Genomic DNA, 26,057 nt, shown 5'->3' with positions numbered 1-26,057 from the left:
ACGCCGTTCGAGTGCGAAAGTAAAATTAATTTATAAGATTGATTAATGATTTAAAGTCATATATCTCCGTTTTTCGCTTTTACTATGCACGTCAGCTTCCGCCAGCTCCAGGTGTTTCTCTGCGTCGCCCAATGCCGCAGCTTCAGCCAGACCGGCCAAACCCTGGGACTGACGCAGTCGGCCGTGAGCCGTGCGATGGTCGAGCTGGAAGGCCAGTTGCATGTGCGGCTGCTGGACCGCACCACGCGCGAGGTGCTGCTGACCGACGCCGGCCAGCTGCTGGCCCAAAAGGCCGCGCCCTTGCTGCAGGAGCTGGCCGATACCCTGGCCGAGGTGGCCGACGTGGGCCACGCCGCACGCGGCCAGGTGCGCATTGCCAGCAGCCCTACCTTGTCTGCCGCGCTGATGCCCGCCTGCATTGCGGCCTGCGGCCAACAGTTGCCCCAGATCCAAGTGCAACTGGTGGACCGCCTGCAGCAAGAGGTGCTGGCCCAGGTGCGCAGCGGCGATGTGCATTTTGGTGTGGTGGTGGAGCCGCCTGAGCTGGGCGACCTGGACTACATCAGCCTGCAGCACGACCCCTTTGTCGCCGTACTGCCTCCTGCCCACCCTCTACTGCAACAAGCCGGGCCCGGCGCCATCTTGCGCTGGGACCAGCTGCGCGGTGAGCCGCTGGTGCTGCTTGACCATGCATCGGGCAGCCGCCGGCTGATGGATGCCGCACTGCTGGCAAGCGGCTGCGGGCCCGAGCACTGCCCGGTGGTCCAAGAGGTAGGCCATGTCACCACCGCGTTTCGCATGGTCGAGGCGGGCATTGGCATCAGCATCATGCCGGGCTTGGCCATTCCGGCGCAGGGCTTCAGCGCGCTGCAGGTCTGCCAGCTGGCACCCCAGGTGCAAAGGGCCATCATGCTGGTGCGGCGCCGCCAGCGCAGCCTGCCCGCTGCGGCGCAAGCGGTCTGGGATTTGGCGGCGGCCCTGCTCTCCGATGCTCCGCCCAACTAGCCACAACGCCGCCATTTCTGGCATTCAGACTACACGGTGCGCAGCACCAAGCTGCTAAAAACAGGGGCTTGTCATAAACCCTTTTTTCCCAGGGACCAGGAGAGTTCGCATGATCCAACGCATTCCATCTATCGCCAAAATCGCTGCCGCTGCAGCCGTCGCTGCCATGCTGAGCGCTTGCGCTACCACCGACCGCGCCACCCCCGTGGCCGAGGCGACGATCAACCCGACCGAAGGCAACAACATCAGCGGCTATTTCCGCGTCTACCAGGTCAACCCCGACACCGTGCGTGTGATGGCCCAGATCAAAGGCCTGGCCCCCGGCAGCGAGCACGGCTTCCATGTGCATGAAAACGGCAACTGCGCATCGCCCGACGCGATGAGCGCTGGCGGCCACTACAACCCCAACGGCCACCAGCATGGCAAGGCAGGCACGCAATCGCATGTGGGTGACCTGCCCAGCCTGATGGCCGATTCCGCCGGTACTGCCTTCCTGGTCTGGGAGACCAAGGACCTGTCGATCGGCACCGGCAAGCCCAGCGACATCAAGGGCCGCGCCGTGGTGGTCCACAAGGACAAAGACGACTACACCACCCAGCCCACCGGCAACTCCGGTGCGCGTCTGGGCTGCGGTGTGATCCAGTAAGCGTCCCCTCCCCTCTCTGCCCCGCCTGTGGCGCCTCGCGGCCCACAGGCTTTTTTGTCGCCGTCCCGCACCAAAGCGATGCACAATCGGGCGATGAGCGAACTCTCCCACTCCATTGCTGATCTGCGCAAAAGCTATGAGCGCGCAGAGCTGAACGATGCGGCCTCTTGCGCCGCCCCCATCGACCAGTTTGACCGCTGGATGAACGAGGCCGTCGCCTCACAGCTGCCCGAGCCCAACGCGATGACGGTGGCTACCGTCGGCGCCGATGCCCGGCCCAGCACCCGCATTGTGCTGATCAAGGGCTATGACGCGCGCGGCATTGTCTGGTTCACCAATTACGACAGCCGCAAAGGCCGCGAGATTGCCGGCAACCCGTTTGCAGCGCTGATGTTCCATTGGGTGGAGCTGGAGCGCGTGGTGCGCATCGAGGGCCGGGTCGAGAAGGTGTCGGACGAGGACAGCGATGCCTACTTCAACAGCCGCCCGCTTGATTCGCGCATTGGCGCCTGGGCCAGCCCGCAAAGCCAGGTGATCGACAGCCGCACGGTGCTGGTGACCAATGCCGCCAAGTATGGCGCGCAGTTTTTGCTCAAGCCCCCGCGCCCGCCGCACTGGGGTGGCTTTCGCCTGGTGCCCGATACCTGGGAGTTCTGGCAAGGCCGCAAGAGCCGGCTGCATGACCGCCTGCGCTACCGCCAAAACGGTGCCGATTGGATCCGTGAGCGCCTCGCGCCTTGATGGCGATGCCATCGCCTGCCTTTGATATCCGCTGGCTGACACCCGCTGACGCCGCCGCCTTTCAGCTGCTGCGTCTGGCCGGCCTGCGCGCCTCGCCCAGCGCCTTTGGCTCCAGCTACGAAGAAGAGAAAGACCGCGCGCTGGCGGTGATCGAAGCACGCCTGGCGTCCAGCGCCGACCAAGGCGTGCTGGGTGCTTTTGCACAGGGCCAACTGGTTGGCATGCTGGGCATTCGCCGCCAGGATGCCCTGAAAACCCGGCACCGCATGGCCTTGTGGGGTGTTTATGTGGAACCGGGCTTTCGCGGTCAGGGCATCGCACAGTCGCTGTTGGCAGCGGGTGTGGCGTTTGCCCGCCAGGTGCCCGGTGCGGTGCAGATTCACTTGAGCGTCAATGCCGCCAATGCCAGCGCCATTCGTTTGTACGAGCAAGCAGGGTTCAAAGCCTATGGCACCGAGCCGGCAGCCTTGCTGGTTGATGGCGAGCTGCATGATGAGCTGCTGATGCAGCACCGGCTCCATCCCGACGCCTAGACCTATTTGCTTAACCGGTCTTCAGCAGCTGCGCCAGGCCCAGCAGAACCAGCGGAATGGTCACCAAGGCCAGGCTGGTCGATACCGCAATGCTGGCTGTTACCTCCTCGCGCCCCACTTCATAACGCTGGGTGAACAGGAACACATTGGCCCCCACCGGCAGCGATGCGGCGGTGGCCAGCACCACCAGCGGCAGGCCCCGCAGCCCCCACAACCAGCCGATGGTAAGCAGCAGCGCCGGATGCACGATGAGCTTGACAAAGGCAATCCGGCTGGCCGGCACCAGATAGCGCCCTACCGCACTGAAGAACAAGGTGATACCCACAAGCATCAGCGCCATCGGGCCCAGCGCCTGGGCCAGCAGCTGCAATGAGGTATCGATCACCTCGGGCATCTTGAGACCCGTTTGCGCGAACAGCAGGCCGCAAATGATCGGCAAGGGAATCGGGTGGATGATGCCGTTTTTCAGCGCCCGGCCCACCGTAATGGCCATCGCGCGGTAGCTGCGCGCGCCCCCAAGCGCTGCCTGCTGTTGGTGCATGACGGCCAGCTCAAACACAATGGTGGCCGAGGTCATGAGGATCAAGGCATGGACCGAGACAATGGTGAACAGGGTCACCAAGCCTTCTTGCCCAAACACCATGCCGACCAGCGGCACCCCGATCATGATGTTGTTGCTGAAGCAGTTGGCCAGCGCCCGGGCGGCGCCCAAGGTGCTGAAACCCTGCAGCAGCAAGGTGCTTACAAACAGCAGGCCCGCCGCGCTGAAGTAGACCGCAATGGTTTGCAGATTGAGTTCTTGCACACGCACCGTGCTCATCGTGCGAAACAGCAGCGCCGGCGTCAGGATCAGAAAAACGATATTGGACAGATCGCGCACCGAGGTGGCCTTGACCCAGCCCATGCGCCCTGCGGCGTAGCCGAGTGCGATGAACAGCACCACGGGAATCAAAGACACCATCACCGCCATTGCCGCTACGCCTTCTGTTGTTCGTTTCGGAGGCAATTATCGCCGCAGTGCGGCCGCTATCCAGTCAACTACAGGCGGCGGGCCAGAAAGGCCGTGCCAGGCACCGGGTTGGCGCTCACCGGCTCCGCATCGACAAAGCCCAGTTGGCGGTACAGCGCTTGCGCGGCTTCGAACTCAGGCAAGACATCCAGCGCCATGCGCTGGTAGCCCGCAGCACGGGCTTCTTGCAGCATCTGCTCAACCAGGTGCCGACCCAGCTGCAGGCCCCGCGCGGCGGGCCGCACATACACCCGCTTGAGCTCGCAGCATTCGGCATCCACGGCGCGCAACGCCGCGCAGCCAACCACCGTGTCGCCTTGCCAGGCCAGCAGCAGCCGACCTTGGGGCGCGGCATATTTGCCGGGCAGTGCCGCAAACTCTTGCTCGGAGTTCTGAAAACCAAGATCGGCCTTGGGACTGGCGATGTATTCGCGAAAGATGGCGATCACCTGGTCCAGATCCTCAGGAAATCGGGCATGGCGAATGGACAGTGCAGAGCTTGGCATGAACTGGTTTCAGCAGGAGAGAGAGGGAAAGAGAAATCAATCAGGATGGGAGACGCCCAGGCGCGCATGCAGGCGTTTGCTGGTCGTCGTGTACTCCAGCAGCAGCTTCTCGCCGCGCAGATATTCAATGGCCGCCATCGCCGCCATCGTGGCTTCGTAAAAGCCGGTCAGTATCAGCTTGCGCTTGCCGGGGTAGCTGACGATATCGCCCGCAGCGTAGATGCCCGCTGCGCTGGTCTGAAAGGTATCGGTCGCCACCTGCAGCTGCTTTTTTTCCAGCGCCAGGTTCCAGTCCAGCAAGGGGCCAAGCTTGGGCGACAGGCCTTGGTACACCCACAGCTGGTCGCAGGCCAGCTGCTGGTCCTTGCCCTCTGCATCCACATAGCCAAGGCCTTGCAAGCGGCTGTCGGCATCGATCGTCTGGGGCATACCAATGACGACCTGCACCCTGCCGCTTGCGCGCAGCTGTGCCAGGTTTTGCAGCATCGCCTCGGGGGCGTTGAACTGGTCGCGGCGGTGCATGAGCACCAGGCTGGCCGCCTGCAACGCCGGATGTGCAGCGGCGGCCAACACCGCCTCCACGGCAGATTCATCCCCGCCGTTGACCACGATGCGGGGCGCTGCTTGCTCGGCCAGCACCTGGTCCAGCCAGGCATCACCCAGCACCGGGTGGTAGAACACCTGGCTGCCCAGCCAGGCCTCCAGCCCCTCCAGCCGCAGTTGCTTGGGCACAAAAGCACCCACACCGGCGGTGATAAGTACGATGCGGCCCAGCAGCCACTGCGCTGGCGCGCCATCGATGGCCTGCAGTTGCACACGCCAGCGGCCATCGCCATGGGGCAGCATCTGCGCCACCTGGCTTTGGCCATGAAAAACGGGGTGGAAGGGCTGGATCTGGCCTTGCAGCTTGGCCGCCAGCTCGCGACCGGTACACAGCGCAATGCCGGGAATGTCGTAGATCGGCTTGTCGGCATACAGGGCAATGCACTGGCCACCCATCTGCGGCAGGCTGTCGCACAGATGGGCCTGCACCCCTTGCAAGCCCAGTTGGAACGCGGCAAACATGCCCACCGGCCCGGCACCAACGATCAAGGCATCGACCTCTTGCGCTGTGGCTTCGTCAAACACGGGAGAGAGGTTACGGTCAGCAGGCGTGCGCAAGGTATCAGTCATGCCGCCATGGTAGTGCAGCGTGCATCGCCCTTGCAGCCTTGCGCATTTGCGGCTCGCACCGCATCACTGCTTGGCGTCCGCACCTCCGCCCAATGCCTTGTACAGGCTGATGCGGTTGACCTGCTCAGCCTGCATCAAGGTGATCTGGGTTTGCTGTGCGGCGTAGAGGCTGCGCTGCGCATCAAGCACCGTCAAAAAATCATCCGCCCCGGCCTTGAAGCGCGCCTGCGACAGCTGCAGCACCCGGCTGGCGGCTTGCACCAAGGCCGCTTGCGCGTTCAGACGCCGTTGCATCGTGGCGCGGTCCGCCAGCGCATCGTTCACCTCGCGGAAAGCCACCTGGATGGCCTTGTCGTACTGGGCCAGCGCGGCATCGCGGTTGGCTTGCGCAATGTCCAAGTTGGCCTGGTTGCGGCCACCATCAAAAATGGGCAAACGGATCTGGGGCACAAAGCTCCAGGCGCGGCTGCCGCCATCGAACAGGCCCGACAGCGCATCGCTGGCGGTGCCGGCATTGGCCGTCAGGCTGATGGTCGGGAAAAACGCCGCACGCGCCGCACCTATGCTGGCGTACTGCGCTTGCAGGCTGTGCTCGGCGGCCACCACATCGGGCCGGGCCAGCAGCACTTGTGAGGACAGGCCCGTCGGCACCACCGTCATCGCTGTGGCTGCGCCAGGCTGCTTGACCTGGGGCGTGGCACCGTCGAGCAGCTGGCCAGAGCCTGCACTTTGCACCTCATTGCTGCTGAGCGATGCCGTGGGCGCCGGGGGCAGCATATCGCCAGAGATGGGGCCACCCACCAGCAGCTGCAGGGCATTGCGGTCGCGGGCGACTTGTGACTCAAAGGCCGCCACATCGTTGCGGGCGGTCTCGACTGCGGTCTGGTTCTGTGCCAGCACCAAGCCATTGGTGGCGCCCAGCTGGTGCATGCGCTGCACCAGGCCATAGCCCTGCTCGCGCGTGGCCAGGGTGTCGCGCGCCAGTTGCAGGCGTTGCTGGTCGCTGCCCAGAGCCACCCAGGCGTTGGCGATATCGGTGATCAAACCCAGCTGCACGCTGCGGCGGTTTTCCTCGACCAGCAGGTACTGCTGCAAGGCCGCTTCGCTCAGGTTGCGCACCCGACCCCAAAAATCCAGCTCGTAGCTCGCCAGGCCCAGCTGCACGCTGACCTGGTTGGCGACAGATGAGGCCGCCGCAGAAGAGCGCAGATCATCGGCAGTGCGGGTGCGGCTGCCTTGGGCATTGGCGTTCAGGCTGGGCAACTGGTCAGCGCGCTGCACGCCGTACTGCGCACGGGCCTTCTCGATATTGGCAATGGCTACGCGCAGATCGCGGTTGTTCTGCAGGCCCAGCTCGATCAACTGGCGCAGGCCGGCGCTCTCGACCCATTGCTGCCAAGGCAGCAGCTGCAAGCTGTCAGCTGATGCAGGCTCCACTACAAAATCAGCCGGCAGAGTTTGCACCACGCCATCGATCGTGGCGGGCACGGCAGGATCGGGGCGCTGGTAAGTGGGCGCCAGATTACAGGCGGACAGCAAGCCGGCAGCCATCAGGCACAGCGGCAAACGGTAGGCAGAGGTCATGGAAAATCTTGGGATACGGCTCATGGCGCGCTCTCCGGCGCGGTGCTGGCCTGGGCTGGTGTCTCGTCATGGCGGCTGTGGGAGCTGAACCAGCTGCGGATCAGCAGGAAGAACACCGGCACCATGAAGATACCGAGCACGGTCGAAGCCACCATACCGCCCAGCACGGCCGTGCCGATCGCATTGCGCCCGCCCGCGCCGGCACCGGTGCCAATGGCCAGCGGGATCACGCCAAAGCCAAAAGCCAGCGAGGTCATCAAGATGGGGCGCAGCCGCAGGCGCACGGCCTCGACCGTGGCATCAAACAGGCGCTTGCCCTGCTCTTGCAGCTGCACCGCGAACTCCACAATCAAGATGGCGTTCTTGGCCGCTAAGCCGACCGTGGTGAGAAGCCCCACCTGGAAGTAGACGTCGTTCGTCAAACCCCGTGTATAGGTGGCCAGCAGCGCGCCAATCACCCCCAGCGGCACGGCCAGCATCACCGACAGCGGCACGGTCCAGCTCTCGTACAAAGCGGCCAGACAGAGGAACACAAACAGAATCGATATCGCATACAGCATGGGCGCCTGCGCACCCGACTGGCGCTCTTGCAACGACGCACCCGTCCATTCATAGCCCATGCCGGCCGGCAGCTTGGCCAGGATGGCCTCGACCTCCTGCATCGCGGCACCCGAGCTGATGCCGGGTGCGGCGCGGCCTTCAAACTCGTAAGCCGGGCTGCCGTTGTAGCGCAGCAGCTGGGGCGAGCCATAGGCCCAGTGCGTGTCCGAGAAGGCGCCGAAAGGCACCATCTCGCCGTTCTTGTTGCGCACTGTCCATTTGGCGATGTCCTGGGGCAGCATGCGGTGTGGCGCATCGCCCATGATGTAGACGCGTTTGACGCGGCCATTGTTCAGGAAATCGTTCACATAGGTGCCGCCCATGGCGCTGGACAGCACGTTGTTGATGTCCGCATAAGCGAGGCCCAGCGCAGCGGCCTTGCGGTCGTCCACATCGATGCGCAGCTCGGCCGCGTCGTCCAGGTTGGTGGTGCGCACTGCCGTCAGATTGGGGTTGGCGCGCATGGCAGTCAGCACCTGGTTGCTGGCGGCCAGCAGGCCGTCGTGGCCGATGCTGTTCATGTCCTTGACCATGAAGTTGAAGCCCGAGCTGGCACCCAGGCCGCGCACGGCCGGCGGCAGAATCACCAGCACACGGGCATCACGGATACGCGACAGATCCTTGGTGGCCTTGTTGGCAATCGCCGCAGCCGACTGCGACGAGAGCGTGCGCTGGTCCCAGGGCTTGAGGCGGATAAAGCCGCGCGCCGAGCTTTGGTCACCATTGAGGCCCGACACCTGGTTGAAGCTGATGATGTCCGGCTGCTCCAGCAGGTATTCACGCACCTCGTCGAGAACATCCTGCAGGCGCGCATCTGCTGCGCCCGATGGCAGGTTGACGTTCACAAACAGAAAGCCCTGGTCTTCATCAGGCAGGAAGGAGGTGGGCAGCTTGTGCATCAGCAGCCACACGCCCAGCAGCACCGCGATAAAGATCAGCATCATGCGCTTGGCGCGGCGCAGGCTGCGCGCGACGATGCCCTGGTAGCGGTTCGCAGTGCGGTCAAAATTGCGATTGAACCAGCGGAAGAACCGGTCCGGAACGCCCAGCAGCCCCTTGCGAATGGCGCGTTCATGGCCGCCCGCATGTTCGGGCGCCTTCAACAGGGTGGCGCAGAGCGCGGGGGTCAGGGTCAGCGCCACAAACACCGACAGCGCCATGGCAGCCACGATGGTGATCGAGAACTGGCGGTAGATCACCCCGGTGGAGCCGCCAAAAAAGGCCATGGGCACAAACACGGCCGACAAGGTGACGCCAATACCGACCAGTGCTGGCGTGATCTCGCGCATCGATACCTTGGTCGCCTCCTTGGGCGACATGCCGGTCTCATGCATCACCCGCTCAACGTTTTCCACCACGACGATCGCATCGTCCACCAACAAGCCGATGGCGAGCACCATGGCGAACATGGTCAAGGTGTTGATGGAGTACCCGGCAATCGACAGCACCCCGAAGGTGCCCAGCAGCACCACCGGCACGGCAATGGCCGGGATCAGGGTGGCGCGCAGGTTTTGCAAAAACACAAACATGACGATCACCACCAGCACCATGGCTTCGCCCAGCGCAGCCACCACCTCATGGATAGAGGCGCGAACAAAGGGCGTGGAGTCCGAGCTGACGAAGTAATCGATCTGGTTGGGGAAGTACGGCTTCATCTCGGCCAGCTTGGCCGCGACGGCATCCGACACCGCCATCGCATTGGCGCCATCGGCCAGGATGATGCCCATACCAGCGCCACGCATGCCGTTGAGCTTGGCCTGCACGTTCAGGTTTTCGGCGCCCAATTCAACGCGGGCGACATCCTTCATCGTGACCACCGAGCCATCGGTGGCGGCCTTGAGGACGATGTCCTCGAACTGGTCCACCGTCTTGAGCTTGGTGCGCGCCGTGATGGTGGCATTGAGCTGCTGGTTGCTCACCGCTGGCAAGGCGCCGAGCTGGCCGGCCGACACCTGGGCATTTTGCGCATTGAGCGCATTGCTGAGGTCCGACGGCATCAGGCCGAATTTCTCCATCTTGGCCGGGTCCATCCAGATGCGCATCGCATACGAGGTGCCGAACACATTGATGTCGCCCACGCCTTCCAGGCGCCCGATCACATCGACCAGGCTGGCATTGATGTAGTCACCAATGTCCACCTCGGTCATCGACGGGTCTTTGGAGTAGAAGCTGTAGGTGACCAGAAAATCCTGGCCGCCCTTGTTGATGAAGACGCCCCGGCTCTTGACCGATTCGGGCAGACGGTTGAGGGCGCCCTGGATCTTGTTTTGCACCTGCACCTGGGCCACATCGACATTGGTGCCGGGCGCAAAGGTCAAGGTGATGCGGGCCTGGCCTGAGGCATTGCTGGTCGCGCTCATGTAGAGCATGTTGTCAATGCCCTTGAGCTGCTGCTCGATGATCTGGGTGACGGAGTTCTCGACCGTCTCGGCCGATGCGCCGGTGTACTGGGTGCCGATGGTGACGCGCGGCGGAGCAATCTCGGGGTATTGCTCCAGCGGCAGCTTGGCGATGGAGAGAGCCCCGCCCAGCATGATGATGATGGCGATCACCCACGCAAAAATGGGGCGCTGGATAAAAAACTGTGCCATGGATGCAGCCTTGGATTCTGGGGTGTCTTACTGGGCGGCAGCCGGGGCCGGGGCCGGCGCTGCGGCCTGGCCGGGCACGCGTCCAGGGCTGCGCACGCGCTCGGCCTGGGCTTTCAGATCCACCTCGGTGATCCTGACCTTGTCACCATCCTTCACGCGCTGGAAGCCATCGACCACCACGCGCTCTCCCGATTTGAGGCCACTGCCCACCAGCCACTGGCTGCCCACGGCGCGATCCAGCTGCAGTGCGCGCTTTTGCACCTTGTCCTCGGCCGTCACCACAAACACGGTGGGTTTGCCCGTCAGGTCGCGCACCACCGATTGCTGGGGCACCAGCAAGGCATCCGGCGCCACGGCCGTTGGCAGCAGCGCCTGCACATACATATTGGGCATCAGCACGCCATCCGGATTGGGGACCTGGGCGCGCAGGGTGACGGTACCCGTCGTAGCACTGACGATCACGCCAGAGAACTTGAGCTTGGCTTCGTGGTTGTATTCGGTGCCGTCATCGAGGCGGATGCGCACCGGGATCTGGTCACCATCGAGGCGCTGAAAGCGCCCGGCCTTCAAATCGCGCTGCAACTGCAGCATCTCGGTGCTGGACTGGGTGAAGTCCACATACATCGGATCGAGCTGCACCACGGTGGTAAGCGCCGTGGCCTGGTTGGCGGTGACCAGCGCACCGGGCGTCACGGCCGAGGTGCTGACCTTGCCGGCAATCGGGGAGCTGATGCGGGTGTACTGCAGGTTGATGCGGGCGTTGTCCAAGGCGGCTTTTGCGACGGCCACATCGGAGGCCGTCTGGGCTACCAGCGCCTGGCTGTCGTCAAACACCTGGCGGCTGATGGCATCGATCTTGACCAGCTCGCTGTTGCGCGCCGCATTGCTGCGCGCGGTCTGGGCCGATGCATTGGCCTTGGCGACTGCCGCTTCGGCGCTGTTGACCGCCGCCTGCGCAGGGCGGGCATCCAACTGGTAGAGCGCCTGGCCGGCCTTGACGGCAGCGCCTTCAGTGAACAAGCGCTTTTCCACAATGCCATTGGCCTGGGGGCGGATCTCCGCCATCATGAAAGCGCTGGTGCGGCCGGGCAGCTCGGCCGTCAGTTGCTGCGATGAGGACTGCACGGTGATGACGCCGACTTCCGGCGCCGGGGGCGCGGCTGCGGTGGGCGCTGCTTTGTCGGAGCACGCGGCAAGCGCAGTGACTGCCGCTGCCAATACGGCTACGCGGCCAGCATGGCCGAGCATGCGGGAGGGATGACGCTTTCCGACGGTTGCCAAAGATTGAAACGGTGCCAGGGTCTGGCGCGAAAAATTGGAAACATCCGGCATCATCAGTTTTGTCTTGAGGTAGAGCAAACTACTATTTTTACAGCTAAATATGTAGGCAGTGTAAAGCGTTGCACGGGATTGGCAGGTTTTCTGCATCCAGGCGGCCAAGCTGTACATTTTGCTACATGCGGTATCTGCGCAGGCGCTAAATCAGGCCCCGGTATGGGAAAGCGATAATGTTCAAAGGTTCCAAGCTTTACAGCCGCAAACACTTACCCATCATCCATCCGCCTTGCCTACCATGCCCCCCTCCTCTCCTGCTTTCGGTCTGATTCTGTTGTCCCATGGCTCCAAAGATCCGGTTTGGCGCCGCAATGCAGAGCATCTGTTGGCGCAAGTACAGCAGGCGCAGCCGAAAGCGGCCGTTGCATGTGCCTATCTGGATTGGTGCGATCCGCCGCTGGGCCCTGCCGTTGCACAATTGCTGCAAGCCCACCCGCAGCTGCAACACATCACCATCTGGCCATTGCTGTTTGGCGTGGGCAAACATGCCAGTGAAGATATTCCGGCCTTGGTGAACGAACTCGCGCCGCAGTACCCGCAGTTGAAGCTGCAGATCGCGCCCGCGATGGGCGAGGATGCCCGGGTCATCCAATTGTTGGCAGGCATGGCGGGCGAGTACCTGCAAGCTGCCAGCTGACAGGTTCACCAAAGGCGCGACTGCCCGGTGAGAATGCTAAAAATTCCGTCTCGGGAAGCAGGTCTCTGCCAGCGGGCTGTTTTTTATATTCCATTCAAGCATAATGATGTAAATTCATATTCCGAATCATTGTATGAACCTGCATCAGTTCCGCTTTGTGCAAGAGGCCGCACGCCGCAACCTCAATTTGACCGAGGCTGCCAAGGCCCTGCACACCTCCCAGCCGGGCGTCTCTAAAGCCATCATCGAGCTGGAAGAAGAGCTGGGCATTGATATCTTTGCGCGCCACGGCAAGCGCCTCAAACGCATCACCGAGCCGGGTCAGCAAGTGCTCAAGAGCATCGAGATCATCATGCGCGAGGTCGGCAACCTCAAACGCATCGGCGACCAGTACAGCGCGCAAGACAGCGGCACCCTCTCCATCGCCACCACCCACACGCAGGCCCGCTATGTGCTGCCCACCCCCGTGGCGCGGCTGCGCGAGCACTACCCCAAGGTGACGGTCAGCCTGCACCAAGCCACGCCCGCCGAAGTGGCGCGCATGGTGATCGACGAGCAGGCCGACATAGGCATGGCGACCGAATCGCTGGCCGACTACCCAGAGCTGGTGACCCTGCCCTGCTACGAATGGCAGCATGTGCTGGTGATGCCGCACCAACATCCGCTGGCACAAAAAGAACGCATCAATCTGGAAGACATTGCGGCCGAGCCGCTGATCACCTACCACCCGTCATTCACCGGCCGGGGCAAGATCGATGCGGCGATGGCAGCCCGCCAGTTGACGCCCAAGATCGTGCTCGAAGCGATTGATTCCGATGTGATCAAGACCTATGTGCGTTTGGGTCTGGGTATCGGCATCGTCGCCGAGATGGCCATGCGCGACGACCCCATCAAGGACCTGGCGGTGCGCCCCATGGGTCATCTGTTTGGCGAGAGCGTGGCCCGGGTGGCCTTCAAGCGCGGCGCTTATATGCGCAATTTTGTCTACAAATTTGCTGAGCTGATCAGCGATCGCCTGAGCCGTGATCTGATCGGCCGTGCCATGGTCGGCCATGTGGCCGACTACGAACTCTGATCTGCCAGCCTTTCGCAACATTCTTGGTTTGCGGCCTAGCCCTGTCTGCTGGCCGCGTTTCTCTGTCTATCTCCGCCAGCCATGTCCGTCTCTGCCCTCTCTAACACGCCCTCCTTCCCCAGCCGCCTGCCGCATGTGGGCACCACCATCTTTACCGTGATGTCGGCGCTGGCCACTGAGCACAAGGCCGTCAATCTGGGCCAGGGTTTTCCGGATTTTGGCTGTGACCCGGCCTTGCTCGACAGTGTTAGCCGCGCTATGCAGGCCGGCCACAACCAGTACCCACCGATGACAGGCGTGCCGGCATTGCGCGAGGTGGTGGCGCAGAAAATTGAAGCCCTCTACGGGAAGCGCTACGACGCCAACAGCGAAATCACCATCACCGCTGGCGCGACCCAGGCCATCCTCACCATCATTCTCAGCTGCGTCAGCCCGGGCGATGAAGTCATCGTGCTGGACCCCTGCTATGACAGCTATGTGCCCAACATTCTGCTGGCAAGCGGCGTGCCAGTGCGCGTGCCTCTGACGCCCAAAACCTTCCGCCCCGACTTTGGCAAGATAGCAGCAGCCATCACGCCCAAAACCCGCCTGCTGCTCATCAACACCCCCCACAACCCCAGCGGGACCACCTGGACGGCGCAGGAGATGCAGCAACTCGAAGACCTGCTGGCCCCAACCGACATCCTGCTGCTGGCCGATGAGGTCTATGAGCACATGGTGTTCGATGGCGAGCGCCATGAGAGCGCATCGCGCTACCCCGGCCTAGCTGCACGCGCCTATGTGGTCAGCAGCTTTGGCAAGACCTTCCACGTGACCGGCTGGAAGGTGGCTACTGTCGCCGCGCCTGCGCCCCTGACCGCAGAATTTCGCAAGGTGCACCAGTTCAATGTCTTCACCGTCAACACCCCCATGCAAGTGGGCCTGGCCGAATACCTGAAAAATCCTGCCCCGTACCTGGACCTGCCCGCCTTCTACCAGAAGAAGCGCGACCTGTTCCGCGCCGGTCTTGAAGGCTCACGTCTGCAACTGCTGCCCAGCTCTGGCACCTATTTCCAGTGCGTGGACATCTCGGACGTCACCGACGCCAATGAGTCCGACTTCTGCCAGCAACTGGTCAAGGACCTCGGCGTGGCTGCGATCCCGCTGTCGGCCTTCTATGGCGATGGCTTTGACCAGCAGGTGGTGCGTTTTTGCTTTGCGAAAAAGGACGAGACCTTGCTGGCGGCTTTGGAGCGCCTGCGCAAGCTTTAATGGGTTTCAAATCCGCAGCTGATGTGGGTTAGGCGAGAGAAAAGGGGGCAGCAGCACCCCAACCATTGAAGACAGCCACCCGGATCACCGCTCATCCGCAGGTTGGCTGACTTGTCCCGCCAATTTCGACCGCTCCGCAGGCGAACACCTCGGCCTCAATCCCCATCGGCCAGCCGGAAGGCGCCTGCCATCCGCTCCTGTTCACTCGCCGATAGACCCACATGCGACGCAACTGCGCGCCATTGACGGACGGTGTCTCGGAATGCATCAATGGTCTCGTCGGCCTGATGGAGGCCCATGCGGAAATATCCAGCGACTTCCCGAGCCAGCTCAAGATCGAGTGCATTGTCCGCATCCGTGATGTTGAGCTTCAGCCCATCTGCGTGGGCCACCGGGTTCATGTCATAGGCCTGCGACAGCTTCCAGCCCTTGCCCGGCACGAGAATAAAGCCGTGGTTACGAAGGTGGTCGTCTGTATTGGAGACAAGCAGGTTGAAGGCGATGCGCGACCAGAGTTCTTTCAGATCCTGCTTGGGCTGTGCGCCCTGCCGCATGATGACTTCCGCCAGCTCCAGATAGCTCACCCCGGTCGAGGCATCATCGCCGTCTTTGTGGCCTGTCATCGTCATGGCGGAAGCAAAATGTAGCCGCTTCCCGCTGCCCGTCCGGTCAAAGCGGGTCACCATAAAGCAGTGGTAACTGCTGGCAAATCTGCGTGCCTGTGCGGGCGCCACCTGTATGCCGCAGCCGTGTGCAAGCGCATTCACCACCATTTCCCAGCCGCCGACGTCATAGCTGTCTTTAATGCTGGGAAACTTGGCGATGTGCAGGCGCCCTGCATCGTCAATGACGCTTGCCTTTGGCCTGGCGCCGCCCAGCGAGCCCCCTGGTGCAATCAGCATCCGAAGCCAGTCCTGTCCCTGCGCCGCCATATTGTCAGGGTCCTGCTCCAAGCCACGGCTGGCTTGCTCCAGAGCGCGAATCTCTGTGAAAGGCGGCGCTGCCATGTCGATCCGGTCATCGAGGAAACTGCCCTCGTCCTCCAACCTGTAGCGCAAGGCACCCACGCGGTACTGGTCGTGCACACCCAACAGGTAATCGGATTCGTAGAGGCGGGCATCCGCCGACCATAACCCTACCCGCTTCTCACGCTCAAATCGTCGATCCATCAGTTTGCGCCCCCAACGATCCGGGCTTGAATCATCGAAGACGCCGAACTTGTCTCTGGGTGCAGGGGGATACTGTGGCCCGCTGAACGCCTGAAGATTTGGATCCAAGAGTACACCGCCAAGAAGCGGTTCTCCCAGCGCCTTGGCGTCGTACTCGAATTCAAACAGCTCCGTCGCGCGCGTTCGGCGACTGTGCAGAAAACCCAAGCGCTGTGGCCTTTGCAGCCCCTCCCAGTCCGCATAGACCGCTATCTTGCTCATGATTCAGCAGCCCCCTTACGTGTGCTCTTTTTCAGCAAGGCGCTCAGCGTCGCTGTGGTTTTCGTATCCCCGAAAGCATCTGCTGGAGTGCCAGTGGGTGGCAAGGATGAAGCGGTGGTCGGCATGTCATTCTTCGCCGCCGGTGCCCTCACCGATTTGCGTGAGGAGCCGCTTTTCATCGGCTCGCTGACCAAGTGCGGGGCTGGGGCAGACTGTGCAGTCTCGCTTTTGACCAAGCGTGCATCCTGGAGCTGGCGGCCCAGTTGGTCCTCCGTGGCAAGCATGGCCAAATCGTTGGCCAGTCCAAGGACCTGCATCACTGATAAATAGGCACCGATCGTCACGCCAGACCCTCCGGCTTCCAAGGAGCGCAAGGTCATCGGGGTCATGCCGGCACGCTCTGCCACCTGCTTGGCCGTCAGCCTTCTGCGCAGGCGCGCAAGCTTGAGCCGCTCCCCAAACTCTACAAGGAGCTTGGTGGTCGAGGGCAAAAGAGGAGCGGTCTTCTTGGCCATAGCGCTAATATTTCATCATTTTTCAACCATTGATGAAAGAATACTAGCACTTTATAAACCGATCTACCAGATTATTTCTGGCACAACGCTATAACCAATGGCAAAAGAGGCAATATTTTTAAATTTACAGCTAGAAGAAGTGCAAAATAATTGCACTTTTTGATCAATCCGCTTTTGATGCGACGCTGCGGATCAAAGCAGCACGATATCGTACTGGTCCGAGCCATCCCGCCCCTCGGCATGCAGCGAGATGGGCTTGCCGATAAAGTCGGACAGACCGGCCAGGTGCTGGCTTTCTTCGTCCAGCAGCATCTCGATCACCGGAGGGGCGGCGAGCACGCGGAATTCCTTGGGGTTGAACTGGCGCGCTTCGCGCAGAATCTCGCGCAGGATGTCGTAGCAGACGGTGCGTACCGTCTTGACCTCACCCACGCCGCTGCAGACGGGGCAAGAGGTACACAGCATATGGGCCAGTGATTCGCGGGTGCGCTTGCGCGTCATCTCCACCAGACCGAGCTGCGAGAACTCACCGCACATGGTTTTGACCCGGTCACGCTGCAGCTGCTTGCGCAGCTCGCTCAGCACCTGCGCCTGGTGGTCCTCACGTACCATGTCGATAAAGTCCACGATGATGATGCCGCCCAGGTTGCGCAGCCGCAGCTGGCGGGCAATGGCGTGGGCCGCTTCCAGGTTGGTCTTGAAGATGGTGTCGTCAAAATTGCGTGCACCGACATAACCGCCGGTGTTCACATCGACGGTGGTCAAGGCTTCCGTCTGGTCCACCACCAGGTAGCCACCAGACTTTAAATCCACCCGCCGACCCAGGGCCCGCGCGATCTCTTCATCCACCGAATACAGGTCGAAGATGGGGCGCTCGCCTTTGTACAGCTGCAATTTGGGCAGCGCAGCAGGCATAAATTCTTGGCCAAACTGCTGCAACAGCGCAAATTGCTCGCGGGAATCAATGCGGATCGACTGCGTGTTCTCCGTCACCATATCGCGCAGCACGCGCTGCATGAGGCTCAGGTCCTGGTGCAGCAAGGTCTTGGCCGCCTGCTTGGCGGCGCTGTCCTTGATGCGCTTCCAGACCTTGCGCAGGTAGCCAATGTCTTCGGCCAGCTCGTCGTCGCTGGAGTCCTCGCCATTGGTGCGCAAAATAAAACCGCCACCACCGCCGGTGTCGGCCGTGCCCACGAGCGCTTGCAAGCGCGCCCGCAGAGCGTCGCGCTCGTTCTGAGGAATCTTTTGCGATACGCCGATATGGTCGTCCTGGGGCAAAAATACCAGCAGGCGGCCCGCTACGCTGATCTGCGTGGACAGGCGGGCGCCCTTGGTACCAATCGGGTCCTTGATGACCTGCACCATGATCGACTGGCCCTCGAACACCTGCTTTTCAATCGGCACCTGGGGCTCGCCCTTGCGGGCAAACATGGGCGCCAGGCCCCCTTCCTGCCGCTGCCAGACATCGGCCACATGCAGAAAAGCGGCGCGTTCCAGTCCAATATCAATAAACGCGGACTGCATGCCCGGCAGCACGCGCGAGACCTTGCCCAGGTAGACATTGCCGACCAGGCCACGCTCCAGGGTGCGCTCGTGGTGCAGCTCCTGCACAGAGCCGCCCTCGATGATGGCCACGCGTGTCTCCTGCGGCGCCCAGTTGATCAAAATATCATTTTGCATAGAAGTCATTCTTAGATGGCCTTAGATAGCAAAGCCGGCTGCGCGCAGCAGGTTGGCAGTCTCAAACACTGGCAGCCCCATGATGCCCGAATAGCTGCCACTGATCTTGGCAATGTAGGCCGCCGCCCGGCCCTGCACGCCGTAAGCGCCGGCTTTGCCCATGGGCTCGCCACTGGCCACATAGGCATCAATTTGCGCGGCATCCATCGGGGCGAATTGCACGCTGGAGACGGAGAGGGTCGTCAGACGCTTGCGCCCGCTTTGCAGGGCCACGGCAGTCAGCACCCGGTGGGTCTTGCCGCTCAGCGCTTGCAGCATCTCCCTGGCGTGCTCAGGCGTCTCGGGCTTGCCCAGTATCTGCCGGCCTAAAGACACGGTGGTGTCGGAGCACAACACCGGCGCCACATCCAGGCCGCGCCGCTCCAGCCGGGCCAGTGCGGCATCCAGCTTCAGCCCTGTCACCCGCTGCACATAGTCAGTCGCCGATTCACGGGCCAGCACCAGCTCCAGCGCTTCAGGGTCCTGGGGCTCGGGATCGTCATCCTGGGCGATGAGCAAACGGTGGTCTACACCGATCTGCTCCAGCAGTTGACGGCGGCGGGGGGATTGCGAGGCCAGGTAGACAAAGGATGGCATGGTGGGAGCGGAGGCGTTGATTTGAAACAAGCGCCTGCGCCCATCTATCAAGCACAAGCAGCTATTATTTTTGCAGCATAACGCATCCAGCCGCCCACTGGCAAGCGCGGGGATTGCAGCAGCCTCGCAGGCCTGCAAGCACCGCTTCGCGGCTATTCGCGGTGGTAAGGGTGGCCGGCATTGACCGACCAGGCGCGGTAGAGCTGCTCGATCAGCAGCACCCGCACCATTGCATGCGGCAAGGTCATGTCAGACAGGCGGATGCGCTCGTGCGCGGCGGCCTTGAACTCGGGGTCCAGGCCATCCGGGCCGCCAATGATCAGCGCCACATCATCGCCTTCCAACTGCCAGCCTTTGACCCGCTGGGCCAGCGCCTTGGTGGTCAGGTTGGTGCCGCGCTCATCGAGCGCCACAATGCGTGTGCCGCGCGGTATCGCCGCCTCGATGCGCTTGCGCTCGGCGGCATACAGGGTCTCCACCGTTTTGGAGCCGCGCGGCTCGGTCTTCACCGCCTTCAACTCCACCTTCAGCTCGGGCGGGAAACGTTTGGCGTAGTCGTCATAGGCGGTCTGCGCCCAATCGGGCACATGCTGGCCCACCGCGACAATGAATATCTTCATCGGAATGCTCCAAAGAAAAAAGAGCTGTCCTGCCTGGCAGTACAGCTCTCTGTGCGCTTTCACGCGCTGGCACGCAGCGCGTGCGGGCTTTTATTTGGCCTTGCTAGGCGCGCGCTTGGCGGCGGGCTTTTTAGCGGCGGTTTTGGCAGCTGCCTTTGCAGGTGCCTTGGCCACTGCCGACTTGGCTGCTGGCTTGCTGGCCTTAGGCTTGTTGACGACCACGGTCTTCACGGTGGCGGCAGCCGAGCTCTTCTTGGCAGCAGGCTTTTTAGCCACGGTGCCAGAGATCTTCTTGACCGCAGTCTTCTTGGGCGCGGCCTTCTTCACCGGTGCATCTGCATCGGCGGAAGCGTCAGCGGCCTTGCGTGCAGCAGGCTTTTTCTTGGGCTTGGCCTCTGCATCGCCATCCAGCTCGGCCTTGGCCGCCTTGGGCTTGGGGGCACCCAGCTTCAGACGCACGGGCAAGTCGCCCCACATCTCTTCGAGACGGTAGTACTGGCGAATCATCGGCTGCATGATGTGAGCCACGACGGACCCGCAATCGACAATGATCCACTCGCCATTGCCTTCACCCTCGGTGCGCGGCTTGGGGAAGCCAGCTTCCTTGACGGCATCCTTGACGCTGGCGGCCAGCGCCTTGGTCTGGCGGTTCGAGGTGCCGGAGGCCACGATCACGCGCTCAAACAGCGGCGACAGGTGCTCGGTATCGAAAACCTGGATATCTTGCGCTTTCACATCCTCCAGACCATCAACGATGGCACGCTGCAGCAATTGCACGGATTTCTTGGCGGTGGATTCGGTTTTTTTGACGGTGGTCATCAGTTGTTGATGGATGAAAGTGGTTCTACTATAGCGCGTGTTGCAGTTATTGTTGATCGCGTCAACACGCAGTGACAAAAGGGCTACGCCTTGCAAAGAAGCTGCCGCGCTACAAGCCGAAAGGGATGCGCGCATTTGCAGCGTAGGGGCGATTATACGCAAGCTGCGTGAAAAACCCGCAGCGATGGCCCTCTTGCCGCTGAATGGCCGGGCTATATCCAGTCGCGCGGCTGCAAAAACTCCGACAGCAAGCGCTCTTCAGGCGAGCCCTGCGGGTCCTGCCGCTGGTAGCTCCAGCTGGCAAGGGGTGGCATCGACAACAGGATCGATTCAGTACGCCCGCCCGACTGCAAGCCAAAATGCGTGCCCCGGTCCCAGACCAGGTTGAACTCCACATAGCGCCCGCGCCGGTAGAGCTGAAACTCGCGCTCGCGCTCGCCATAGGCCAGCGCTTTGCGGCGCTGGACGATGGGCAAATAGGCTTGGAGGAAAGCATCCCCCACCGACTGCAACATGGCAAAACCGCCGTCAAAGCCCTGCTCGGAGAAATCATCAAAAAAGATGCCGCCGATGCCACGTGCCTCTTGGCGGTGCTTCAGGAAGAAGTAGCTATCACACCACTGCTTGAAGCGTGGGTACAGATCTGCACCAAACGGTGCCACCGCATCGTGGCAGGTTTGGTGAAAATGCACCGCATCCTCGGCAAAGGGGTAGAACGGCGTCAAATCCATGCCGCCGCCAAACCAGCAGGTAGCAGGCTGGCCCGGATGACCGGCGGCAATCATGCGCACATTCATATGCACCGTTGGCACATAGGGGTTGCGCGGATGAAAGACCAAAGACACGCCCATGGCGGTGAAAGGCGCGCCGGCCAGCTCGGGCCGGTGCTGGGTGGCCGAGGGTGGCAGCTGCGGGCCCCGCACTTGCGAGAAGCCCACGCCGGCACGCTCAAACACGGCGCCACCTTCCAGGATCTTGGTCAGGCCCTGGCCTTGCAGCTTTTCTCCTGGCGGTTTTTGCCAAGGGTCGGCTACAAAGCTGGCCTTGCTGCCTGCTTCGCGCTCCAATGCCAGCACCGCCTCGGTGATCGAGGATTGCAGCGCCTGCAGGTAGCTGGCAACCGCCTGGGCCTGCGGCCCGGCGCTCACTTGGTCAACGGAAGTGGGCAGCACGGTCTATCCTCAATGCAGGAACACGGCGATCACTTGACCGCGCGGTAGCCGATGTCGTGGCGGTATTGCGCGCCATCGAAATGCACTTGCGCTGCAGTGGCATACACCCGCTGCTGCGCCTGCTTGACGTTGTCAGCCAAGGCGGTGACGCAGAGTACGCGGCCACCGCTGGTAACGGGCTTGCCGTCTTGCACCGTCGTGCCGGCATGGAAGACCATGACTTCGTCCTCGTCCTCAGGCAAACCGCTGATCACATCACCCTTGCGCGGTGCATCAGGGTAGCCATGGGCAGCCATCACCACACCCAGCGCGGTACGGCGGTCCCATTGCAGCTCGATCTGGTCGAGCTTGCCATCGGTAGCAGCCTGCATCACATCGACCAGATCGCTCTTAAGCCGCATCATGATCGGCTGGGTTTCCGGATCGCCCATGCGGCAGTTGAACTCCAAGGTCTTGAGGTGGCCCGCCTTGTCGATCATCAGGCCCGCATACAAAAATCCGGTATAGGTAATACCGTCTTTTTCCATACCACGGATGGTTGGCAGAATGATCTCGCGCATCGCGCGGGCATGCACATCGGCCGTCACCACGGGTGCAGGCGAATAAGCACCCATGCCACCGGTGTTGGGGCCCTGGTCGCCATCCTTCAAGCGTTTGTGGTCTTGGCTGGTTGCCAGGGCCGTCACGCTCTTGCCGTCGCACAGCACGATAAAGCTGGCTTCCTCGCCATCGAGGAATTCCTCGATCACCACGCGGGCGCCACCATCGTTATGGGCCACGCCGTATTTGTTGTCCACCAGCATGAAGTCCACCGCATCGTGGGCTTCTTGGGCGGTGGTGGCTACCACCACACCCTTGCCAGCGGCCAGGCCATCGGCCTTGACCACAATAGGCGCGCCCAGCTTGTCGATATAGGCATGGGCCTGCACCGGGTCGCTGAAGGTCGCGTACTGCGCCGTCGGGATGCCATGGCGGGCCATGAAATCCTTGGAGAAGGCTTTGGAGCTTTCCAGCTGCGCAGCGGCCTTGGTCGGGCCAAAAATCTTCATGCCATGGGCACGAAATTCATCGACCACACCGGCAGCCAAAGGCGCCTCGGGGCCCACCACGGACAGCTGCACACCGTTGTCCTGCGCCCATTCGCGCAGCTTGACCACATCGGTGATCGGCAGGTTTTCCAGACGCTTGTCGCGTGCGGTGCCTGCATTGCCCGGGGCTACATAAACCTTGGAGACCTTGGGCGATTGCGCCAACTTCCAGGCCATTGCGTGTTCACGGCCGCCGCCACCAATCACAAGTACCTTCATAGCGCCGCGTTATGGTAAACATCTTGCACATCATCCAGATCTTCCAGCGCGTCCAGAAGCTTTTGCATCTTGGCCGCACCTTCCTCATCCAGATCTACCGTATTTTCCGGCCGCATCGTCACCTCGGCCACTTCGGGCTTGAAACCCGCAGCCTCCAGCGCATTGCGCACCGCCTCAAATTCTGACGGAGGGGTCAGCACTTCGACAGCGCCTTCCTCGTCGGTGATCACGTCCTCGGCGCCGGCTTCCAGCGCCACTTCCATGATCTTGTCTTCATCGGCACCCGGGGCAAACACCAGCTGGCCCACGTTCTGAAACTGGAAAGACACCGAGCCCTCGGTGCCCATGTTGCCGCCGTGCTTGCTGAACGCATGGCGCACATCGGCCACGGTACGTACGCGGTTGTCTGTCATGGTGTCGACAATGATGGCCGCGCCATTGATGCCATAGCCTTCGTAGCGGATTTCCTCGTAGGTCACGCCTTCGAGGTTGCCGGTGGCCTTGTCCACATTGCGCTTGATGTTGTCGGCCGGCATATTGGCAGCCTTGGCCTTGTCGATCGCCAGACGCAGGCGGGGGTTGGCGCTCAAATCTGCCCCGCCTTGCCGCGCTGCGACCATGATTTCACGAATGATCCGCGTCCATACCTTGCCGCGCTTTTCGTCCTGACGACCCTTGCGGTGTTGAATATTCGCCCATTTGCTGTGTCCTGCCACAGAATTTCCTTTGCTATTGTTTTATCTAGCTAGACTGCGATTTTACTTTTGACTTTGATGCTGGAGAGGAAACCTACGATGGCTGAACCCCTACTGGTTGCCAAAAATGGCACGACGCAGTGTTTTTTACTGCCTGGCCTCGCCAATCGACACGGGCTCATCACCGGCGCAACCGGCACGGGCAAGACTGTAACCCTTCAGACATTGGCCGAGGGTTTCTCGGGCATTGGCGTGCCCGTGTTCATGGCCGATATCAAAGGTGATTTGACCGGCATCAGCCAAACCGGTCAGATCGGCGGCAAACTGGCCGCCACTTTGCAAGAGCGCGGCATTGACCTGCCCAAGCCCCTCGCCTGCCCCACCACCTTGTGGGATGTGTTTGGCGAGCAAGGCCATCCCGTGCGCGCCACCATCTCCGACATGGGCCCCTTGCTGCTGGGCCGCATGCTGGATTTGAACGACACGCAGATGGGCGTACTCAACTTGGTGTTCAAGATCGCCGATGACAACGGCATGCTGCTGCTCGACCTCAAGGACCTGCGCGCGATGCTGTCCTATGTGGGCGAGAACGCCAAGCAGTTCACCACCGACTACGGCAACATCAGCTCGGCCAGCGTGGGCGCCATTCAGCGCGGCCTGCTGCAGATCGAGCAGCAAGGCGGCAGCAATTTCTTTGGCGAGCCCATGCTCAACATCGATGACATGATGCAGACCGTTGGTACGCAAGGGGTAGTCAATATTCTGGCCGCCGACAAGCTGATGAACGCGCCGCGCCTCTACTCCACCTTCCTGCTGTGGATGCTGTCCGATTTGTACGAGAAGCTCCCCGAGATTGGTGACCCGGACAAGCCCAAGCTGGTGTTCTTCTTTGACGAGGCGCACCTGCTGTTCAATGACGCCCCAAAGGTGCTGCAAGAGCGCATTGAGCTGGTGGTGCGCCTCGTGCGCTCCAAGGGCGTGGGCGTGTATTTCGTCACACAGAACCCACTGGACATTCCCGACAGCGTGCTCGCCCAGCTGGGCAACCGCGTGCAGCATGCGCTGCGCGCCTTCACGCCGCGTGACCAAAAGGCCGTCAAGGCCACGGCCACTACGATGCGAGCCAACCCCGGCCTGAACATCGAGACCGCCATCACCGAGCTGGCCGTGGGCGAGGCTCTTGTGAGCTTTCTGGACGAAAAAGGCCGCCCCAGCGTGACTGAGCGCGTCTATGTGCTGCCCCCCGGTAGCCAGATCGGCCCCATTACCACGGAGCAGCGCCAGGCCTTGCTCAAGGGTTCGCTGGTGGCTGGCGTCTATGACACGGCTGTGGACCGCGAATCGGCCTACGAGATTTTGAAAGCCCGCGCCGGCCAGGCCACCACCGCTGCAGGCGGCAAAACCACTGCAGGCGCTGCAGGTGCCGCCGGGGGCGCCGCAGCGCCTGAAGACGGCGGCCTGATGGGCAGCCTCAACGACATGTTGTTTGGCACCACTGGCCCTCGGGGTGGCAAGAAGGACGGCATTGTGCAATCGATGGCCAAGTCCACTGCCCGCTCCTTTGGCACCAAGCTGGGCAACCAGATTCTGCGCGGCGTCTTGGGCAGCATCATGGGCGGCAAGAAGTAAGCGGCTCGCTAGCTGCACCAGACAAAGGAAAAGCCGGCAGTTCAAATGCCGGCTTTTTCGTGGACGGTGCGACCTCGATCTTGCGAGCTCAGCTGCGGTCGGCGCGTGCCAAATGGTTCTCCAGCGCTCGCAGTCCCAAGGTCAGCATAAAGGTCATCAGCCAATAGGCCAGTGCCACTGCCAAATACGGCTCCCAGTAGCGGCCATAAGCGCCGGCCACGGTGCGCGCTGCATAGGCCATCTCAGCCAAGCCAATGGCGGACACCAGCGAGGTGTCCTTCAGCAGCGAGATCATGTTGTTGCCCAGGGGGGGCAGCATGCGGCGGAAGGCCTGCGGAATCACCACATAGCGCATCATCTGACCATGCGTCATGCCCAGCGACATGCCCGCCTGCTTCTGGCCAATGGCGATGGACTGGATGCCGGCGCGGAACACTTCGGAGATGTAGGCGGCCGAGTTGAGCGTGAGGGCCACCACGCCGGACATCAGCGCGCCATGGTCCTGCTTGAGCGTACGCGCCAGGTCACCGCTGATGAACAACCCGTTGACCGGGTGCACAAACAAGGGCATCACCGCAAAGTGCATCAGCAAGATCTGCACAAACAGCGGCGTGCCCCGGAAAAAGCTGACATAGGCGGTCGAGGGCCAGCGCAGCAGGTATTTGCACACGGCCTTCCAGGGCTGGTGGCGCGTATCGGCCAGGCGCGCCAAAGCCAGCATCAGGCCCAAGGCGCAGCCCATGATGATGCAGGCCACCGTCATGCCGACGGTGATCATCGCACCCTGCCAGAACATTTGTTTGTATTCCACCAGGATGTCGGGCCGGAACCAGCCGAACCACTCCACAGGGGTGTTGTTGTCCATCAC

Annotated in this window: 24 protein-coding genes; 8 read left to right on the top strand and 16 right to left on the bottom strand. The window is 62.1% G+C overall.

Annotation, left to right across the window (positions count from 1 at the left end; translation table 11 throughout):
• Positions 1 to 84 precede the first annotated feature (84 nt).
• From HS961_RS13695 to HS961_RS13680, 4 genes are all read left to right on the top strand, one after another.
• Positions 85 to 1,005 carry a LysR family transcriptional regulator gene (locus HS961_RS13695; protein WP_182322830.1) on the top strand — a complete coding sequence of 307 codons (921 nt, stop codon included), beginning with the start codon at positions 85 to 87 and terminating at the stop codon, positions 1,003 to 1,005.
• 109 nt (positions 1,006 to 1,114) lie between these two features.
• Entirely contained in the window at positions 1,115 to 1,651 is a 537-nt protein-coding gene (locus HS961_RS13690) for a superoxide dismutase family protein (protein ID WP_182322828.1), read from the top strand.
• 93 nt (positions 1,652 to 1,744) lie between these two features.
• A complete protein-coding gene (gene pdxH, locus HS961_RS13685) occupies positions 1,745 to 2,392 on the top strand; it encodes a pyridoxamine 5'-phosphate oxidase (protein WP_182322826.1) in 648 nt (215 codons plus the stop codon).
• A 5-nt stretch (positions 2,393 to 2,397) separates the two neighbouring features.
• A complete protein-coding gene (locus HS961_RS13680) occupies positions 2,398 to 2,925 on the top strand; it encodes a GNAT family N-acetyltransferase (protein ID WP_182322824.1) in 528 nt (175 codons plus the stop codon).
• Between the two features lie 10 nt (positions 2,926 to 2,935).
• On the opposite strand, the gene HS961_RS13675 is transcribed toward HS961_RS13680, so the two are convergent.
• The 6 genes from HS961_RS13675 to HS961_RS13650 all read right to left on the bottom strand — a co-directional run bounded on the left by HS961_RS13675 (position 2,936) and on the right by HS961_RS13650 (position 11,636).
• Entirely contained in the window at positions 2,936 to 3,886 is a 951-nt protein-coding gene (locus HS961_RS13675) for an AEC family transporter (RefSeq protein WP_412101598.1), read from the bottom strand.
• A 77-nt stretch (positions 3,887 to 3,963) separates the two neighbouring features.
• Complete coding sequence (locus HS961_RS13670; RefSeq protein ID WP_182322821.1) at positions 3,964 to 4,440, bottom strand: GNAT family N-acetyltransferase; 477 nt, start codon at positions 4,438 to 4,440, stop codon at positions 3,964 to 3,966.
• A gap of 36 nt (positions 4,441 to 4,476) precedes the next feature.
• Entirely contained in the window at positions 4,477 to 5,613 is a 1,137-nt protein-coding gene (locus HS961_RS13665; protein ID WP_182322819.1) for an NAD(P)/FAD-dependent oxidoreductase, read from the bottom strand.
• A 63-nt stretch (positions 5,614 to 5,676) separates the two neighbouring features.
• The gene (locus HS961_RS13660) at positions 5,677 to 7,197 is read right to left on the bottom strand and encodes an efflux transporter outer membrane subunit (RefSeq protein WP_238347601.1); all 1,521 of its coding nucleotides are present in this window, start codon (positions 7,195 to 7,197) and stop codon (positions 5,677 to 5,679) included.
• A gap of 20 nt (positions 7,198 to 7,217) precedes the next feature.
• Entirely contained in the window at positions 7,218 to 10,388 is a 3,171-nt protein-coding gene (locus HS961_RS13655; protein ID WP_182322815.1) for an efflux RND transporter permease subunit, read from the bottom strand.
• A 27-nt stretch (positions 10,389 to 10,415) separates the two neighbouring features.
• The gene (locus HS961_RS13650) at positions 10,416 to 11,636 is read right to left on the bottom strand and encodes an efflux RND transporter periplasmic adaptor subunit (protein WP_238347600.1); all 1,221 of its coding nucleotides are present in this window, start codon (positions 11,634 to 11,636) and stop codon (positions 10,416 to 10,418) included.
• Positions 11,637 to 11,961: 325 nt separating this feature from the next.
• Here HS961_RS13650 and HS961_RS13645 point away from each other — a divergent pair, with 325 nt between their 5' ends.
• The 3 genes from HS961_RS13645 (at position 11,962) to HS961_RS13635 (ending at position 14,686) form a co-directional block, all read left to right on the top strand.
• Positions 11,962 to 12,360 (top strand): sirohydrochlorin chelatase, encoded by a 399-nt coding sequence (locus HS961_RS13645; RefSeq protein ID WP_182322811.1) that lies wholly within the window; start codon positions 11,962 to 11,964, stop codon positions 12,358 to 12,360.
• Positions 12,361 to 12,493: 133 nt separating this feature from the next.
• Positions 12,494 to 13,435, top strand: a complete 942-nt coding sequence (locus HS961_RS13640; protein ID WP_182322809.1) for a CysB family HTH-type transcriptional regulator — start codon at positions 12,494 to 12,496, stop codon at positions 13,433 to 13,435.
• Between the two features lie 81 nt (positions 13,436 to 13,516).
• On the top strand, positions 13,517 to 14,686 hold the full coding sequence (locus HS961_RS13635; protein ID WP_182322807.1) for a pyridoxal phosphate-dependent aminotransferase: 1,170 nt from the start codon (positions 13,517 to 13,519) through the stop codon (positions 14,684 to 14,686).
• Positions 14,687 to 14,841: 155 nt separating this feature from the next.
• Here HS961_RS13635 and HS961_RS13630 read toward each other — a convergent pair whose 3' ends face one another.
• The 9 genes from HS961_RS13630 to HS961_RS13590 all read right to left on the bottom strand — a co-directional run bounded on the left by HS961_RS13630 (position 14,842) and on the right by HS961_RS13590 (position 23,581).
• Positions 14,842 to 16,116 carry a type II toxin-antitoxin system HipA family toxin gene (locus HS961_RS13630; RefSeq protein ID WP_182322805.1) on the bottom strand — a complete coding sequence of 425 codons (1,275 nt, stop codon included), beginning with the start codon at positions 16,114 to 16,116 and terminating at the stop codon, positions 14,842 to 14,844.
• Positions 16,113 to 16,631: a helix-turn-helix domain-containing protein gene (locus HS961_RS13625; protein ID WP_182322803.1), complete on the bottom strand. Its 519-nt coding sequence runs from the start codon at positions 16,629 to 16,631 to the stop codon at positions 16,113 to 16,115. Before HS961_RS13625 ends, HS961_RS13630 begins: the two co-directional genes overlap by 4 nt.
• Positions 16,632 to 16,823: 192 nt before the next feature.
• A complete protein-coding gene (gene rng / locus HS961_RS13620; RefSeq protein ID WP_182322801.1) occupies positions 16,824 to 18,311 on the bottom strand; it encodes a ribonuclease G in 1,488 nt (495 codons plus the stop codon).
• Positions 18,312 to 18,332: 21 nt separating this feature from the next.
• Positions 18,333 to 18,947, bottom strand: coding sequence for a Maf family protein (locus tag HS961_RS13615; protein ID WP_182322799.1), 615 nt, complete (start codon positions 18,945 to 18,947; stop codon positions 18,333 to 18,335).
• A 152-nt stretch (positions 18,948 to 19,099) separates the two neighbouring features.
• Positions 19,100 to 19,567 carry a 23S rRNA (pseudouridine(1915)-N(3))-methyltransferase RlmH gene (gene rlmH, locus HS961_RS13610; protein WP_182322797.1) on the bottom strand — a complete coding sequence of 156 codons (468 nt, stop codon included), beginning with the start codon at positions 19,565 to 19,567 and terminating at the stop codon, positions 19,100 to 19,102.
• Between the two features lie 90 nt (positions 19,568 to 19,657).
• On the bottom strand, positions 19,658 to 20,386 hold the full coding sequence (rsfS, locus tag HS961_RS13605) for a ribosome silencing factor (RefSeq protein WP_182322795.1): 729 nt from the start codon (positions 20,384 to 20,386) through the stop codon (positions 19,658 to 19,660).
• 212 nt (positions 20,387 to 20,598) lie between these two features.
• Entirely contained in the window at positions 20,599 to 21,558 is a 960-nt protein-coding gene (gene hemF, locus HS961_RS13600; RefSeq protein ID WP_182322785.1) for an oxygen-dependent coproporphyrinogen oxidase, read from the bottom strand.
• Positions 21,559 to 21,587: 29 nt separating this feature from the next.
• Positions 21,588 to 22,865 (bottom strand): phosphoribosylamine--glycine ligase, encoded by a 1,278-nt coding sequence (gene purD, locus HS961_RS13595; RefSeq protein ID WP_182322783.1) that lies wholly within the window; start codon positions 22,863 to 22,865, stop codon positions 21,588 to 21,590.
• A complete protein-coding gene (locus HS961_RS13590) occupies positions 22,862 to 23,581 on the bottom strand; it encodes a YebC/PmpR family DNA-binding transcriptional regulator (protein WP_182322781.1) in 720 nt (239 codons plus the stop codon). Before HS961_RS13590 ends, purD begins: the two co-directional genes overlap by 4 nt.
• Positions 23,582 to 23,659: 78 nt before the next feature.
• Here HS961_RS13590 and HS961_RS13585 point away from each other — a divergent pair, with 78 nt between their 5' ends.
• Positions 23,660 to 25,189: a helicase HerA-like C-terminal domain-containing protein gene (locus HS961_RS13585; protein WP_182322779.1), complete on the top strand. Its 1,530-nt coding sequence runs from the start codon at positions 23,660 to 23,662 to the stop codon at positions 25,187 to 25,189.
• A gap of 88 nt (positions 25,190 to 25,277) precedes the next feature.
• Here the strand turns inward: HS961_RS13585 and HS961_RS13580 are convergent, their stop codons facing one another.
• Positions 25,278 to 26,054, bottom strand: a complete 777-nt coding sequence (locus tag HS961_RS13580) for an amino acid ABC transporter permease (protein WP_182322777.1) — start codon at positions 26,052 to 26,054, stop codon at positions 25,278 to 25,280.
• Between the last annotated feature and the right edge of the window lie 3 nt (positions 26,055 to 26,057).

The sequence above is a fragment of the Comamonas piscis genome (genome assembly GCF_014109725.1).
Classification (GTDB): domain Bacteria; phylum Pseudomonadota; class Gammaproteobacteria; order Burkholderiales; family Burkholderiaceae_C; genus Comamonas; species Comamonas piscis.
The sequence above is the reverse complement of the archived record's forward strand: the minus strand, read 5'-3'. Positions and strand labels throughout refer to the sequence as shown.